Source organism: Enterobacter cloacae complex sp. P38RS, from assembly GCF_014930775.1.
GTDB lineage: Bacteria > Pseudomonadota > Gammaproteobacteria > Enterobacterales > Enterobacteriaceae > Enterobacter > Enterobacter bugandensis.
In genome coordinates this window covers 78,950-94,448 of record NZ_JADBRS010000018.1, presented here as the reverse complement: position 1 = coordinate 94,448, position 15,499 = coordinate 78,950, and the positions used below count along the sequence as shown (strand labels likewise).

Here is a 15,499-nt window from a genome sequence, read left to right as displayed (position 1 = left end):
CGGCCTGACGCATTAAGATATGGTCACTGTTGCGTAAACTTGTTGTTTTTATTTTTCTCAAAGAGGACATTTTCATGACAAAGACCGTCGTAGCATTAGCCATGCTTAGCGCTTTTTCAACGGCATCAGTATTTGCCAGTGATTATGCGCGTATGATTAATATTGAAAACCCTGACCATCTGAAAATCAGGGTTCAGAATGCTATTTATGAAGAGGGTTACGATAGCGATTTTATTCCTCATGTCTGGTTTGGTAACGAAGATAACGGCGTGATGAATATCATTGTCGATAATGGTGCGGTGCTGAACGAATCTATTGAAAACGGCCTTAACTGCAACTATGCCATGATTGTCAGTAAAGACAACGGCGTCAACTTACAGGCAAACGGGAAAAACTGTCGTTATAAGAAAAAGAGTTACCGTTCCATTAACTCTCCGGTGATCACCATTATTAATGATTCATCTTTAACGCTTCGGCCCTATTTTTCCGTTAACGGGAATGACTTTTTTGCTGCCGCCAGCACGATCATCCCCAACGGGATCCGCATGTTCACCGGGGACAGTGGCGACTGGAAAAAACAGGGCGTTCGCCACGGGGATAACCTGAAAGTGAAATTTAGCTACACGCTGGCAGAGTCGGGTTCGCAAAAAGAGGTCGTCTGCCCGTCTCTTGACACCTTAACGGAAAACCGACTTTATCGCCTTCAGGGCGGTGAGCAAAATGCGCTCTGCGTCCTTGAGAGTAATGAGATTCACATTAAAAACGATCGTATTGTTGCCGGATGGAACAAACCTCTGACCAAAGCAGAGCTGCTGCAACGGATCGAAGCCACCGCCGCAGACGATGACGTCATCATAGATATGCCAGATGACAAATACATGGCGCTCTTTACCCAGCCGGATGAATATAAAATCCCGCTGAAAGCAGGGGACGCAAAGGCGACCATTACCTTAGTGGTTAGCAAAGTGACTGTTCCCGTCGCGCAGTAAAAAGGCCGTCTATTAGCGAAGCGGGCAGGCAGCATCTCACAGAGCCTGTTGCCTGCCCTATTCGTGCCGTTACGCCGGGCAGATCAGACTACGTGACAGGGACATCAGGTCTCGCCACATCATTGCATTAGCGACCACAAGCCGCAGGCAGCGGGGCCTGCGGATCGCTCTCTACCTGAAATTTCCAGTCGTAATACGTTTTTGCTTTGGCAAACTGTTTTGGATCGTGACGAAAGCCGACTTTTTTCCGTGGCGTACCCTTTCCGAGACTGCGCACGCCAATCCAGCGTCCCTGAGGATCGAGGATCATCCCCCAGTTTTTACTCCCGGTTAGCGGGTCGGCGTAGTGCTGGCGCAGGTGATAAAGCGGTTTTCGCCCGCGTTTATCAATAAGCAGCTGTTCGAAACGCACGGGAAAACAGCCATCACCGTTGCCGCGGTAGGCCTGTATCGCCGCGCGGATTTGATCGCCGCGAAATAAAAGCTCAGCCTCCTGTTGCGCCTGATAACGCATCTGCACCTCATCGCGGCTTTTCAGCAGCGACAACGCCAGCGTGGAGAGCGCAATCAGCAGCAGCAGATAGGTAAAACCTCCCTGTTGTTTAATCGAACGCATCGCGATGATCCTGACCGGGTTTAGGTGGCGTCTCGACGTCAATAATTTGCCCTTCGTCATCGGTCTTCGCCTCCCAGATATCGCGGCGGTTGGTGATGGGATCCAGCGGCATCTGGCGCAGATAACCGGCCTCGATCAGATCCTCCAGGCTGTACGGCCCCGCCAGGCGATCGCGGCGGTAGTGATCGATCGCGCTGCGCAGCGCATGCAGGTTATGCTCGCGCACCACCTCTTTGGCTCTGTCCGCGTGCTGGAAAAAACGTGGAGCGACCAGGGTCATCAATGTCGCGATGATCGCCATCACCACCAGCAGCTCGATGAGCGTAAAACCTTTTTCACCATTGCGCATAGGGCACTCCATTCAGACCGCTGGCCGTACTGGTACTACTGACATCAAACACGTCTTTCCCGCCGCCGCTGAAATCGCCGGGTGGCTGCGTGGATGCGCGTAACCGCCAGGTCTCTTCATCATTTTTTCCCTCGCAATCGCACATCGGATCGCGCGGTATATGGCGCAGGAAGTAGATCATCGCACCAGTGGGCGATGTCTTATCCCGGACACCTTCCACCAGGCTTTTTAGTGTCGGCGGATATCCCGATTCGCTGGTTTTTTTCTCAATGATGCCGTCCACGCTTGCCTGGTGATAACGGTCAATGGCATCGCGTAGCGTGCGCAGCGACTCACGTAGCTGCGTCTCCTGCTGCCGCTGATGGTAGTTACGCATCAGCGGCGCAGCGGCAGCGGCAAGCGTGGCGAGTAGCGCCAGCGTGACGATCATCTCAATCAAGGTAAAACCGCGCTGGCGCTGCATTACGATGCTCCGTTTTCCGTCTCTGACTCATCGAGGATCGGTGGCGGCAGCGTGGCCGCCCGGTCAGGGAAATGGGCCGGCGGCGCTAGCGCCGGTGCGGTAAACCCGCTGCCCGGCTCGTCGTGCTGCAGGTCGCGCAGTTGAATGCTGTCGCCCGTTAAATCGTCGCTGCCCATCTCAATGGTACTGACGTGGCTTCCCGGTAAATCGAGGTTGCGCTCAATGGTCGGCGTAATTAACAGCACCACCTCCGTGCGCTCTTTGTTGTCGGAATTGCTGCTAAACAGGCGGCCCAGCCCCGGAATGTCACTTAATAACGGCGTTCCTTTTTGGATCGTGGTTTCATCCTGCTTGATCAGCCCTGCCAGCATCTGGGTCTCGCCGTTCATACTGCTGAGCGTGGTATTGGCTTCGCGTTTCGTGGTGCGGTAATACTTTGCTCCGTTCTCACCGGGTTCTTCGGCGCCCAGGGCACTGAGCGTGAACTTCACCTCCATTGAGATATTGTCATCCATACTGACTTCCGGGGTGACTTCCAGCTTCAGGCCAACGTCCTGATAATCCACTTTCTGTTGCGAAATCCCGTCATTGACGGTTGTGGTCAGTACCGGGATCGTTTGACCAATATCAACCAGCGCTTTTTTATTGTTTTTCACCCGGATCCGCGGGTTGGCCAGCACTCTGGCGTTGCTCAACACCTTTTTCATATCAATGGTCATATTGTCGATATCGACCATGATATTTTTGGCGCTCAGGTCGCCCAGCGGGATCCCGCTTCCCTTTAAATCACCTTCTTTACTTTTCGCAAAACCCGCACTGATGGTTTGCGGCAGCTTCACGCCAAGCGCTTCGAGATCGTTGGTATTTACTTCCAGCACCTCAACGGCCAGCGTGACCTCCGCTTCAGGCCGGTCGAGCGTCACTAACAGGCGTTCCGCTTTTTCCACGTTCTCTTTTGGCCCGCGCAGGGTGACGGAATTGGTTCGCTCATCAACGTGCACATCCTTCAGCTTGACCATATTGCGCAGGGCGACGTTGACCTCTTTTGCTTTCGCATAACCCAGGAAGATGGTTTTGACGACCACGTCGCGGTAGATCTTCTCTTTTTGCGCGGTGGCGGGGTAGATCAGCAACGTATTGCTGTTCAGCACCTTCTTCCGCAGGTTATTCGACAACAGCAGCACGTTGATAGCATCTTCCGCAGTGGTGCGTTTGGCTATCAGGCTGCCGGTAGTGCTGGAGGAAATATCTTTGTCAAAAATGATATTGACCCCGGTCATCTGGCTGATGGTGTTAAAGATGGCCATCAGGCTGTGCTCGCGAAAATTAAGCGCTATCGTTTTTTGCAGTTCCCGGTTCAGACGCTGCTCCGGCTGGTTGATCCGCGACACCTCACGCATCAGGTGATCGCGCAGCGCGCGCGCCTGGGGCCAGTTGGGATCTTCTTCCAGTACCTGCTGGATTTTGTGCAGCGCGCGTGCCGGGTCGCGGGTGCTGTTAGCCACCGCCTCCTTATACAATGCGTCCAGCGCTCTACGGGCATCGAGTTTGCGTAAGCCTTGCAGGGCGCGCAGGTTGCCGGGCTCATAGGTAAGCGCATCGCGCCACATTTGCGTCGCCAGGGTGTAATTGTTCTGACGCACCGCGAGATCGGCGTTTTTCAGGTAGTCATTGACCAGCTTTTTGCTGATGTCAGCCTGCTCGGCGCGAAGCGCAATATCCTGTGGGCTGGCGATGCGCTGTTGGTCTATCTCCTTAAGCCGCTTAACCAGCACCTGCGGCGAGGCGGTCACTGATTCCCGGACCGGAGGCGCCGCACGTTGTGCACAGCCGCTCAGTAGCGCGCATGACAACAAAAAAGTGAGAGCAATTGTTTTTTTCATGATTAATGTGTCGGTTCCGATTGCAGCTCATCCAGTTCCAGCCGCTGCTGGCTATGGGTGGGCTGCCATTCAAACAGGAGGTGGTCGTTCGCCACCGCTTTTAAAATCCAGTTGTTAACCGGCGAACTGCCGATCCAGATCCTGCCGTCCGCCCTGCAGCGCTCGCAGACCGGCCAGGTCTCTTTGCCATCCGTCAGCACAACGATCCTCTGACGGTTTTCCCACCAGGCACCGAGGAGCTGAAGCGGTAGCGGCGGTGCGGTTGGTGTCGCCTCTTCAGGCCGATCGTTTTCCGGCGGCTTTTCTGCTGCGTCTTGCGCCCTGCTATGTGGCGTTGAAAAGAGATCGATGCGCGTTGCGTGAGCCGTCTCCGGCTTTGCTGGCGCGGGGCGCGGGCGTGAGACCGGCTGCGCCTCAAGCGGCGCTTGCGATATCTCGTCATCGGCAAACTGGCTCCAGAAAACAGCACCGGCGGTCAGCACCAGCGCTAGCTGTAAATAGCGCGGCAGTTTCATGGCGACTCCTTCAACAGGCGAAGCTGCACGGTGGCGCTGAGCTGGCTTTCCGATGGCCCGGCGCGCCGCAGGCTTAGCTGCTCAATGCGTAACGGCAAAGTGCGGCTTAGCGTTTCCAGGGCGTCCATCAGCGGCAGATATTCACCGCGCAGCGGAATATCCAGCCGTAGCGCGGTTTTGCCGTCGTCGTTTTCCAGCTGATAGCGGCTGGCGTCGACCTTCATCCCTCGGCTCCTGAACTGCTCAAAAATGAGCCTGACCTGCTGATATTCTCCGAGGCTGATGCGGCTTTGCAGTTCCGGCTGCTGTTTATCCAGCGGCAGCGTGGTTTGTAGCTGCGCCTGGATCCGGGCAAGGTTCTCCTGCAAATGGATGGTGTGCGGCCGCACGCCGCCAAGCCATAACAGCAGCAGTCCTGCGGGCAGCCCGGCGAGCACGAGCGGAACCGTTCCGATGCGCCCGGCAAATAACGCCGCCTGCCAGCGCAGCACGGCGGGTTTATTCTGAAGCCGCATGGTGCGCCTCCGTCGTCACCTTGACGTCGAGTACCGCGTTAATCGGCCAGGCAGGATCGCCCTGCGCCGACTGGCGATGGTTCTCAAGCACCACATGCGCCGGCAACTGCTGTAGCCGCTCGCTAAAGGCGAGCAGGGCGTCAAGATTGCCTGCATTCACCGTAAGCCGCGCATCGCCTTTACTGGCAATGACGTCAATACTCAGGAGCGCAATATCAGGCGTCAGTACGCTGCCGATGTTGTCCAGCAGCTTGATGGCCGGTGGGACGGCCTGCAGTTGCTTAGCCTGGCGCAACCGGCGCTGCTCCGCTTCACGCAGCTGGCGCAGCACCTGCTGCCGTTGGGCGAGCTGCTGCTGTATCTGCGACGTCTCCAGCTCAAGGCGCTGGTGCTCAAACAGGCCATACATCACGGCACCGGTGAGCGGTAAACAGAGGAGTCCGGTTAACAGCAGCGTGCGTACGGCCCACGGGGAACTACGCGTAAACAGCGGCGTCATGAGGACTCTCCTGTAGCGCGACTTCCTGGTGATGCTCACCGTCGGTATGAATGACGTAGCCAGGACAGTCCTGCATTCCGCTTAGCCGGGCGATAACCCGCAGCTGGGCGTCCATCTCCTGCTGTGGCAGGGTGAGTGTCCAGACGTCGCGCCAGCTGTGGTGCTGACGGCTGGCAATCCGGCTATGGTGGGGGCTCATCGCCACAAACAGGCCGTTTTCCGGCAGTGCGGCGGCGAAGTGGCTAAACAGCTTTTGAAACGGCGTGACAACACCGCGAAAACGCAGCCGCTCCCGACGCGCCAGCGCGACAAGCAGGTGCCAGCAAGGTTGCTTCAGGCACGCGGCCAGCGCTGACTGCTGCCAGTTAAGGGTCTCGAAGCGCACCTGCCAGTCAATGGGCGGACTCGCGCGAAGAACCGCCTGCTGTCGGGCGAGCCGGAGCAGTTCCTGCGGTGTGGTCACGCCGTCATGCCAGGGCTGAATTAAAAACGTCAGATCGTCGGTATCGAGGTGAAACTCCACCGCGTCACGCCACGGTAAGACGGAAGGGCGCTGGCGCAGCAGCGTTTCGAGCGCGGCTTCAAGAGGCTCATCTGGCCGGCGTTCATGGGTGGCGAGAACCACGTTGTTGCGGCGCAACCGCACGGCATGAGGCCAGATATCGCACTGCCAGGTGTTAGTGAGTGATAACACGGTTCACCTCCTCCCAGGTGGTTTTGCCTTCGACCACGGCGCGCAGCGCGATGGTCGAGAGCGGAACAAAACCGTCATTCAGCGCCACTTCCTTTAGCTTGCGCCGGGGCGATCGCGCCAGCATTGCCTCTTTCATCGCATCGCTGAAATGCAGCACTTCCGCCAGCGCCAGCCTGCCGCGAAAACCGCTGTCGCGGCAGGTATCGCAGCCTCGCCCTCGACGCCAGCGGGGCGTGAGCTGCTGCAGCGGTCCGGATTGCCACGCCGCGAGAAGGTCATCTGTGGGCGTGGTGTCATCAATACAGTCCGGGCAAATCTGGCGCACCAGCCGTTGCGCCACGACGCCGTTAAGGGCGGTGATCAGGCTGGCGGGCTCCACCTGCATATATAAAAAACGTTCCAGTACGCTAAAGACGTCATTGGCGTGAACCGAGGAGAGCACCACGTGGCCGGTGAGCGCCGCCTGCACGGCAATGCCAGCGGTTTCACCGTCGCGGATCTCACCCACCAGGATGATGTCCGGGTCGTGACGCAAAATGGCGCGCAGGCCGCGGGCGAAGGTGAGCCCTTTTTTATCGTTGACCGGAATTTGCAGCACGCTGTTGAGCTGGTACTCCACGGGATCTTCAATGGTGATAATTTTGCATTCACCACTGTTGAGTTCGCTGAGTGCTGAATAGAGGGTGGTGGATTTCCCGCTCCCCGTTGGCCCGGTGACGAGCACCATACCGTGGGGCAGATGGGTTAACTGGCGAATCGCGCCCAGCGTGTGCTCATCAAAGCCGAGCGTCTCCAGGCGCAGGTTTTGATCGTGAGATTTATCCAGCACGCGCAGTACGGCATCCTCGCCATAGACGCCCGGCATAATGGACACGCGAAAATCGACGGGACGCTGGAGAATCAACGCCTTAAAGCGCCCGTCCTGAGGCGTGCGTCGTTCGGAAATGTCCATGCAGCTTAATACCTTGAGACGGGAGATCACCTGTTCCGCCTGCTGAAGTCCGGCGCAGTGGCGAATGCTGTGCAGGACGCCATCAATGCGGTACTTCACCATCAACCCATCCGCGACGGCACAAAGATGAATATCGCTGGCGCGGCTCTGCAGGGCATCAAACAGCGTGGCGTTAACCAGCTTAATGACGGCATGGGGTTCACTGGCGATGGCTGCTGGGGTGATCTCCAGCCACCGGGCCTCTTTATTCTCTTCACTCTGCTGCTGCTCCAGCTGATCGAGCGTGCGCTGCTGTTTTGCCAGTTCATCAAGGCGGGCATTAAGCTGAGAGAGCGGGGCGAGCGCGGGGAGCGCATTCACGTTATAAGCCCACTGGCGCAGTGCCAGTGAAAACGGATCGCCCAGCGCAACGTGGAGCTGACCGTTAACGCGCAGCGGCAATGCTCGCTGGCTGAGCGATTCGGTCAGCGGCACGGCTTCGAAATCCTCTTCGCTGTCGGCGAGCTGTGTGGGTGAGAGCGGCGTGAGCCCCAGGGAACCGGCGGCTTCTTCTAACGCGCCGGGGAAACTGTCCAGCAGTTCCGCCAGCGCCTGACAGCGCTGCTCGTCTGGCAGGTCGAAAAGGGGGTCTACAGACGGTGAGTGAGACATTATTGCAATCCTCCTGCCAGTTCAAAAATGGGCATGTACAGTAAAAACACGACGAGCCCAACGATGCCGCCAACGACCATCATCAGAATCGGTTCAAAAATTTTGCTAAAGGTTTCAATCGCGCGTTCCAGCGATTCGTCATAAAAAGCGGCGATCCGCTCGCACATGGCAGGCAGTTCGCCACTGCGCTCGCCGACCTGCAGCAGGCGGCTGGCGACAGGAGTCGTCATCTGCTGGGCTTCCAGCATGCGGGAGAGCGACTCGCCGGCGGCGACGTACCGGATAACCTGTTCAACCTGCTGACGATGCGTGGCGGGCAGGATCTCCCGGCTCAGCATTAACGCATCTGGCGCGGGAAGGCCGCCCTGTAACAGCAGGCCCAGCGTGCGGTAGAAACGCACCAGCACAGAAAGCTGATGCTGCTGGCGTAAGGCGGGAATGCGCAGCAACAAACCGAGCGCGCGCTGGCGCAGGCGCGGGCTGCGCACCGCCATCACGATGCCTGCGACCGCTGCCGCGCAACCGGCCAGCAGCAGCGAGCCATGGGTTTGCGTCAGGCGTCCCCACCAGAGGATAAGCTGTGCGCTGGCGGACGGGTTCTTCATCCCGTCAAACACCACGGAAAAACGCGGAATAATAAAGCCGAGCAGAAAGAACAGAATTATCCCGCCGGCGGCAATGACAATCGTCGGATAGAGCAGGGTTGATTTAATCCGCTTGCGCAGAATTTCCATTCTTGATTCGTAAAACTGAAAACGCTTTAGCGCCTCGGGTAAGTGTCCGGTTTGCTCAGAAGAGGCAACGGTGTTGATCAGCAGAGGCGGAAACAGTGCTGGTAGCGCCATCATCGCCTGGGAGAGTTGCGCTCCTTCGTAGAGCCTTTTAACCAGCGTATCCAGAACCAGCGAGGTGCCACCATCGCGGCTGCTTTCGCGCAGCGCTTCGACGGCCTCGACCACGACCAGCCCGGCTTCCAGCAGAGCGATAAGCTCCTGCAAGAACAGATTCAGTGGAAAGCGTTTCTCCTTGCGGGCGGGGCGTTCCTGTACCTGCAAAACGATGCCGCCGCCCGCAATAATGCGGGCGCTGGCATCATCAGGCGACGCGGCAAGTACGGTCTGATTGACGCGTTTCCCCCCCTGGAGGATGGTGACGGTATATGGTTTCATTTTGGCGACAGTGTATGGCTCTGCCTTTTAAGGCGGGCATAATGCGGAGCCACTTTTTTTATGTATTGTTGACGAAGCGCGCGGCGCTGGGGGGTATTTGCCGTTCCGGCGTTATACGCCCCCACCGCGTCCCAGGTATAACCAAAGCGCTGGATTTGACCTGCCAGGATCCAGGCGCCGGTCATGACACTTTGGCAAGGGTCGGTTAGCAGATCTTTTTGACTAATACGAAATTTACGCAGCGCATCGAAGTGAATGCTATTGATCTGCATCAGACCGACATCCATTGAGCCATCACGATTTTTGTTGATGGCCCGGGTATTACCGTTGGATTCCACTATCGCTATCGCCTGTAATAGCTCTGGCTCAATGCCGTAACGTTCTCCCGCCAGCTGCCAGCAATCGGCCCGGCAGGAAAATACGCTGAAGATAAACAGCGAATATATGGACAGGCGCAACATATTCAGAACCCGTAAGTGACAGGCTTACCGTCTTTACCGCCGGAGGTTATTTCGACTTCATTAATGGCGTCTTTTGTCCGGGCGGGGTTATGCCACTGGTACGGATTGCCCCACGGGTCTAACGGCACATGCTGGCTAAGATAAGGGCCATTCCAGTTTTGCGCGTTGGAAGGCTTTTCAGTCAGCGCTTTCAGACCTTGTGTTTCAGTTGGATAACTGCCGGTGTCGAGGCGATATTGCCCGAGTGCCTCAGCAAGCGAGCGCATCTGGCGCATGGCGGTTTTCTCCTTAGCCGAGTCGACATTTGAGAAGACTTTTGGCCCGACAAATCCTGCCAGCAGCGCAATAATCATCAGCACGACCAGCAGTTCAAGCAGGGTGAAACCACCCTGTTTTCGCATCACGTTTGTTGCATATTTCATTGAGAGCGTCCCTAGTTGGATAATAGTTGTGATTAATTCCTGAATTTTCCCTGATAAAAGAGCGGGAACACAGGTATGCCATCTTTTTTAATTGGTGAAGATGGGAAAATTAAATAAAGAAGCGTCTTACAGGATGCGAGAATTCTCCCGCGCTGTCGTTGAAGTATTTATTATAAATGCGAGAGATATTTCTTATTTAACGCGGAGGGTTTCCTGATTCACCACTCTATTATCCCCAACGATCTCGGCGCTAAAAAAAAAGACAATTTGCGAGGTAATCCACAGGACTATCATCACAAAGCAATAAGGAACTTTGATGAAAAAACTTACATTATCTCTGTTAATTGGTAGCGCACTAATGGCGCAGTCGGCTTTCGCGGCGCAGGCACCGCGAGCGGTCACCTATCTGACCTCCTGGGGCGTTCCGGTCGAGTCCGTTGAGGATATGAAAGAGGTGAAAGCGGATACGTTCCTGCTTTCATTTGGTGGCTGGGATGCTAGCGGTAAGCTGTCCAGTTCCGATAATATTGTTGCAGTACCACAATATGATCCCTGGTACATTAATGCGCCAGCCTATGTCGTGTGGAGTCAGCTGAAGCTGGCGCACCCGGAGAAAAAAATGATGCTGGCGCTCGGCGGCGAGACGTATTCCGCGATGTGGTCTTATCTGAATAACGCGCAAACGCGAGAAACGCTGGCGCAGAATCTGGTGAATCTGCTGAATACCAACTTCCCGGTATATAAAAAGAACCTGAAGCCGGAAGAGATGGTTGGGGAATGCCTGAGCGCCGACTGGCAAGGCAAATGTAATATGGCGAACTACCAAAAGGCGGGTACCGTTCAGCTTGACGGCATCGATTTTGACTTTGAAAAGCCCGATCGCGTCACGCCAGAGGAAAACGCAAACCTGCTGGATCTGGCTGAACGGGTTCGTAGCAAGCTCAATGCGTCCGGCAGCAAAAAGCTGCTGAGCCTGACCACCTATCACGTTGGTGCTGACCCGGAGAACTGCACCAACAGCGCGGTAACCGAGAATTGTTCCTTCGTTGAGGCGGCTCGCTCTTCACACCATGGCGAAGTTCTGCCGCTGCTGACGCAGGGGAAAAACGTTTTCGATTTCTTCAACGTCATGGCCTATGACGCCGGCCCACGCTTTAAGTATGACGTGGCGATGGCTAACTACGCCCGGGCGGTGGGTGATAAGAGCAAAATCGTTCTCGGTCAGACCATCAACTCCCAGTGGGGGCCAGAAGGTCGCTTTGTTGAGAACCGACAGAACAACGTAAACCGTGCGGGCTGGCAGGCGGAAAACGGCTATGGTGGGTTCTTTATCTGGACGTTGGGTTCAAACGATCAGCAGCTGTCCATCCCGCAGCAGGTTGACTATTTCAATGAAATGAAAGAGCGCGCGGACCTGATGTCGCCTGAACGCCCGCAGGATACCGTCGCGCCAACTGCGCCAGCAGGACTGAAGGTGCTGAACAATGGCTTGACTATCACCCTTGCCTGGCAGCCCTCCACCGATGACCGTGGCGTAGTGGGATATGACATCTACCGTAATGACATCAAAGTCGGGTCTTCAACGGACACCCAGTGGACCGATAATGCAGTAGAGACCGGCGGTGTGGTGTACCACTACAGCGTGAAAGCACGTGATGCAGCGAACAATATCTCTGAAAGCAGCAACGTGGTTAAGGTAGAAACCGTACAGGTCGAAGAGGGACGTCCTGACGCGCCAGGCGGCCTGGCCCTGGTTTCTTCGACGGAAAACAGCCTGACGGTGAAATGGAATGCGGTAGACAACGCGGTGAAATACCACGTACTACGCGATGGGGCGGAGTTACTCACCGTAAGCGGAACGCAGATCTTCGACAGCGGCCTGCGCGCGGGAACAACCTACAGCTACCAGGTGATCGCCGAAAATGCCAAAGGTCATCAGTCTCTCGCCAGTACACCGCTTAAAGCCACGACGAAAGAGGGGTCTGTGACGCCTGAGCCGGAAGGCGAGTGGAAAGTCGGTACGCGCTATAAGACTGGAGAAATTGTCACGTATCACGGCACACAGTATCGCTGCGTGCAGGGGCATACGTCTCAGTCCGACTGGGCGCCGACTGCGGCTGCGACGCTTTGGCAGCCTGTTCCTTAATCTTTCGCGGCCCTCGCAAGGGGGCCACTTTCAGCCGTAAGCACGCCTTATTTATTACTTTTTTGTTAACTTATTGTTATCATTTACAGTGCAAAAAATTAACAATAGCACTATTGTAGTGCGATATTTGCACTGTTTTTGTGCGTTTCATGTTCTTTTCTGGCCTTTGTCGTCTCAGGATGCCGCCTGCATCTGTAACAATAGGTTGCTGTAACCCCTTCATTTACTACCGCTTTTTTAAATCTCTTTTGAACCATTAAAAAATTGGTTCGTTTATTGCTTAATCATTAGCACGATAAGTAGCACGCCATATCAATAACTTATCGTTCATAAAAAGAAAATAACGATGATAGTGAGCGAACCAATATGGAAAAACCGTCACGGTTTCTGGCCAATTCCAGCACCGCGCTTGAGCAACTGCGCGGGCTAATCAACCAGCATGAGTCAACACCAGGCACTCCGCTGCCCACGGAACGTGAGCTGTCGGAAACACTCGGCGTAGGACGACGCGAAGTGCGTCGCGCGCTGGACGTGCTGGAAGAAGAAGGGCGGATCTGGCGTAAACAGGGCAAAGGCACCTTTATTGGTCCGGCTGCCCCTGTTGAACCGCTGGCCCTTCAGGGATTGGTTCAGCAGACCAATCTGCTGGAAGTGATGGAAGCTCGTATACAGATCGAACCCGGCTTAGCCCGGCTTGCGGCACTGCGTGCCACCAGGGAAAACCTCGCGCTCATGCAGCGCATGCTGGAACGCATCGACAAGGTCAGCCCGGATGACCGCGATCTCAATGAACTCTGGGATAGCGCCTTTCACCGCGCCATTGCCGAGGCGGCGGGCAATCGCCTGATGCTCGGCCTGTTTGACGCCATTGACGCCGTGCGGCGCGAACCCGGCTGGCAGCATCTGCGTGAATTAGCCCGCACGCCCGAACGTGTCGACAGCTACAACGACCACCATCACAAGATCATGTCCGCGATTATCCATCGCCAGCCTAATGAGGCAGCGGCCGCCATGCGCGAACACCTGCTCAGCCTGCAAAACGCCCTGATTCAGGCGATCCACCTTGAGGACGATTTCACGCTATGACGACGATCCCGTTTAAGGACTCCACGCCTGTACTCCGGCTGAATAATCTCAACGTTAAGTTTTCCGGCTCGCCGGTCAGCGTCCTGGACGGCATTTCCCTGACGGTCAAAGCGGGCGAAACGCTGGCGCTGGTGGGGGAGTCCGGCTGCGGGAAAAGTATCACCTCACTGGCGCTGATGGGTTTACTGCCCGCCAGCGCGCAGATTGTCAGCGGCGAGATGCAGTTTCGCCGCCACGACCTGCGCAAGCTCTCGCCGCGGGAGTATGCCGATCTGCGCGGGAGCGAGCTGGCGATGATTTTCCAGGAGCCGATGACCTCGCTTAATCCGGCCTTCACGTTAGGCGATCAGCTCAGTGAAGCGGTCATGCGTCATCAGAACGTTACGCGCCCGGAGGCGATGAAGGTCGCGCTGCAGATCCTTGAAAAGGTGCAGATCCCGGCGGCGGAGATGCGCCTCAAGGCGTATCCGCACCAGCTTTCCGGCGGCATGCGCCAGCGCGTGATGATTGCCATGGCGCTGATCAACCACCCTAAACTGCTGATTGCCGACGAACCCACCACCGCGCTCGACGTCACCATCCAGGCGCAAATCCTGACCCTGCTGAACACCCTAAAAGAGGAAACCGGCACGGCGGTGCTGATGATCACCCACGATTTGGGCGTGGTGGCCGAAGTCGCCCAGCAGGTGGCGGTGATGTACGCCGGACAGGTGGTGGAGCAGGGGAGCGTTGAGGCAATATTCGCTGACCCGCAGCACCCGTACACCATCGGCCTGATGGGCTCGATCCCTTCGCTGGGCGCACGCAAAGGCCAGCTCTCTACCATTCCCGGAACGGTCCCGCTCCCGGAATCCATGCCGCAAGGCTGCCGTTTCGCGACGCGCTGCCCGTTTGCGCAGTCGCGCTGTCATGATGAAAAACCGCAGCTCACCACGCTCGGCGCGGGCCATCAGGTCGCCTGCTTCCGCGTGCCGCTCGAACACCACATTGCCCTGGGAGAGACCGCATGACCACGCCCATTCTTGAAGCCCGGGACCTCAGCAAGCTTTTCCCCGGCCCGAAAAAACTCTTTTCCCCGGCCCGGTTTGTCACAGCGGTCGATCGCGTTTCGCTTGCCGTGATGCCGGGCGAAACGCTGGCGATTGTCGGCGAGTCCGGTTCCGGGAAATCCACCCTTGGCCGTCTGCTGCTGCGTCTGCTGGCCGCCAGCGAAGGACGCGTGTTTTATCAGGGGGAGGAGATTACCCACGCCACAGGCGCCCGTCTGAACCAGCTCCGGCGCGAGCTGCAGATTATTTTTCAGGATCCTTTTGCCTCGCTGAACCCGCGCATGACGGTGGAGCAGATCGTCGGTGAGCCGCTGTGGCTGCACCAGAACATGAAGAAAGCGGATCGTCAGTACCGCGTCGCGGAGCTGCTCAAGACCGTTGGCCTGCCTGCCGCCTGGGCCGGGCGCTATCCGCATGAGTTCTCCGGCGGGCAGCGCCAGCGTATCGGCATTGCGCGCGCGCTGGCTTCGGGGCCAAAGCTGCTGCTGGGCGACGAGCCGGTTTCCGCGCTGGATGTGTCGGTGCAGGCGCAGGTGGTTAATCTGCTGGAGAGCCTGAAGCACCAGCTGGGGCTGACGATGGTGATCGTCGCCCACGGTCTGGCGGTGATCCGCCACATGAGCGACCGCGTGGCGGTGATGTACCTTGGGCAAATCGTTGAGCTTGCCACCGTCGACGAGATCTTTGACGCACCGCTGCACCCTTACACCCAGGCGCTGATCGCCTCGGCGCCGCAGATGCAGCCGGGTATTGAGCGCGACGCGCCGCTGCTGCAGGGGGATCTGCCGAACCCGGCGAACCCGCCGTCGGGCTGTCGCTTCCACACCCGCTGCCCGTACGTCACTGACGAATGCCGCCAGGTCGAGCCGATTAATCAGGTGCTCGACGGCGGGCGTCAGGTTGCCTGCCACCGCTGGCAGGAAATTAACCGCGATCGCAGCGTTATCCAGATCGCACCGCCATCCGCAGCCTTTCTGCGCCGCCGCGCGCTGTTTGAACACGCGGCCACTCACTCCTCCCTTCCTTCAAGGAACTCATGA

Annotated in this window: 17 protein-coding genes; 5 read left to right on the top strand and 12 right to left on the bottom strand. The window is 57.0% G+C overall.

What is annotated here, in order from left to right:
* Positions 1 to 29 precede the first annotated feature (29 nt).
* Complete coding sequence (locus IM303_RS19015) at positions 30 to 989, top strand: hypothetical protein (RefSeq protein ID WP_127334650.1); 960 nt, start codon at positions 30 to 32, stop codon at positions 987 to 989.
* Between the two features lie 127 nt (positions 990 to 1,116).
* Here the strand turns inward: IM303_RS19015 and IM303_RS19010 are convergent, their stop codons facing one another.
* From IM303_RS19010 to gspG, 12 genes are all read right to left on the bottom strand, one after another.
* On the bottom strand, positions 1,117 to 1,605 hold the full coding sequence (locus IM303_RS19010; RefSeq protein ID WP_045259774.1) for a type II secretion system protein: 489 nt from the start codon (positions 1,603 to 1,605) through the stop codon (positions 1,117 to 1,119).
* Positions 1,592 to 1,954 carry a type II secretion system protein gene (locus tag IM303_RS19005; protein ID WP_080339181.1) on the bottom strand — a complete coding sequence of 121 codons (363 nt, stop codon included), beginning with the start codon at positions 1,952 to 1,954 and terminating at the stop codon, positions 1,592 to 1,594. Before IM303_RS19005 ends, IM303_RS19010 begins: the two co-directional genes overlap by 14 nt.
* Positions 1,941 to 2,417 (bottom strand): type II secretion system protein, encoded by a 477-nt coding sequence (locus tag IM303_RS19000; protein ID WP_028012053.1) that lies wholly within the window; start codon positions 2,415 to 2,417, stop codon positions 1,941 to 1,943. Before IM303_RS19000 ends, IM303_RS19005 begins: the two co-directional genes overlap by 14 nt.
* Positions 2,417 to 4,210, bottom strand: coding sequence for a secretin N-terminal domain-containing protein (locus IM303_RS18995; protein WP_239663683.1), 1,794 nt, complete (start codon positions 4,208 to 4,210; stop codon positions 2,417 to 2,419). Before IM303_RS18995 ends, IM303_RS19000 begins: the two co-directional genes overlap by 1 nt.
* Positions 4,211 to 4,302: 92 nt before the next feature.
* Positions 4,303 to 4,815: a hypothetical protein gene (locus tag IM303_RS18990; RefSeq protein WP_028012055.1), complete on the bottom strand. Its 513-nt coding sequence runs from the start codon at positions 4,813 to 4,815 to the stop codon at positions 4,303 to 4,305.
* Entirely contained in the window at positions 4,812 to 5,330 is a 519-nt protein-coding gene (locus IM303_RS18985) for a hypothetical protein (RefSeq protein ID WP_182034038.1), read from the bottom strand. The genes IM303_RS18990 and IM303_RS18985 overlap by 4 nt, the downstream gene beginning before the upstream one ends.
* On the bottom strand, positions 5,314 to 5,829 hold the full coding sequence (locus IM303_RS18980) for a hypothetical protein (RefSeq protein WP_192986353.1): 516 nt from the start codon (positions 5,827 to 5,829) through the stop codon (positions 5,314 to 5,316). Before IM303_RS18980 ends, IM303_RS18985 begins: the two co-directional genes overlap by 17 nt.
* The gene (locus tag IM303_RS18975; protein ID WP_048999708.1) at positions 5,807 to 6,523 is read right to left on the bottom strand and encodes a hypothetical protein; all 717 of its coding nucleotides are present in this window, start codon (positions 6,521 to 6,523) and stop codon (positions 5,807 to 5,809) included. Before IM303_RS18975 ends, IM303_RS18980 begins: the two co-directional genes overlap by 23 nt.
* Positions 6,507 to 8,126 carry a GspE/PulE family protein gene (locus IM303_RS18970; protein ID WP_116341751.1) on the bottom strand — a complete coding sequence of 540 codons (1,620 nt, stop codon included), beginning with the start codon at positions 8,124 to 8,126 and terminating at the stop codon, positions 6,507 to 6,509. The genes IM303_RS18975 and IM303_RS18970 overlap by 17 nt, the downstream gene beginning before the upstream one ends.
* Positions 8,126 to 9,295 (bottom strand): type II secretion system F family protein, encoded by a 1,170-nt coding sequence (locus IM303_RS18965; protein ID WP_048999711.1) that lies wholly within the window; start codon positions 9,293 to 9,295, stop codon positions 8,126 to 8,128. The genes IM303_RS18970 and IM303_RS18965 overlap by 1 nt, the downstream gene beginning before the upstream one ends.
* Positions 9,292 to 9,756 (bottom strand): lytic transglycosylase domain-containing protein, encoded by a 465-nt coding sequence (locus IM303_RS18960; protein WP_032644836.1) that lies wholly within the window; start codon positions 9,754 to 9,756, stop codon positions 9,292 to 9,294. The genes IM303_RS18965 and IM303_RS18960 overlap by 4 nt, the downstream gene beginning before the upstream one ends.
* 2 nt (positions 9,757 to 9,758) lie before the next feature.
* Positions 9,759 to 10,178: a type II secretion system major pseudopilin GspG gene (gene gspG, locus IM303_RS18955; protein ID WP_045630682.1), complete on the bottom strand. Its 420-nt coding sequence runs from the start codon at positions 10,176 to 10,178 to the stop codon at positions 9,759 to 9,761.
* Between the two features lie 316 nt (positions 10,179 to 10,494).
* On the opposite strand from gspG, the gene IM303_RS18950 reads away from it, so the two are divergent.
* The 4 genes from IM303_RS18950 (at position 10,495) to IM303_RS18935 (ending at position 15,499) form a co-directional block, all read left to right on the top strand.
* Entirely contained in the window at positions 10,495 to 12,324 is a 1,830-nt protein-coding gene (locus tag IM303_RS18950; RefSeq protein WP_048999712.1) for a glycosyl hydrolase family 18 protein, read from the top strand.
* A 366-nt stretch (positions 12,325 to 12,690) separates the two neighbouring features.
* Positions 12,691 to 13,410, top strand: a complete 720-nt coding sequence (locus IM303_RS18945; protein ID WP_028012064.1) for a FadR/GntR family transcriptional regulator — start codon at positions 12,691 to 12,693, stop codon at positions 13,408 to 13,410.
* Complete coding sequence (locus IM303_RS18940; RefSeq protein WP_045630680.1) at positions 13,407 to 14,420, top strand: ABC transporter ATP-binding protein; 1,014 nt, start codon at positions 13,407 to 13,409, stop codon at positions 14,418 to 14,420. Before IM303_RS18945 ends, IM303_RS18940 begins: the two co-directional genes overlap by 4 nt.
* Positions 14,417 to 15,499, top strand: a complete 1,083-nt coding sequence (locus IM303_RS18935) for an ABC transporter ATP-binding protein (protein ID WP_045259782.1) — start codon at positions 14,417 to 14,419, stop codon at positions 15,497 to 15,499. Before IM303_RS18940 ends, IM303_RS18935 begins: the two co-directional genes overlap by 4 nt.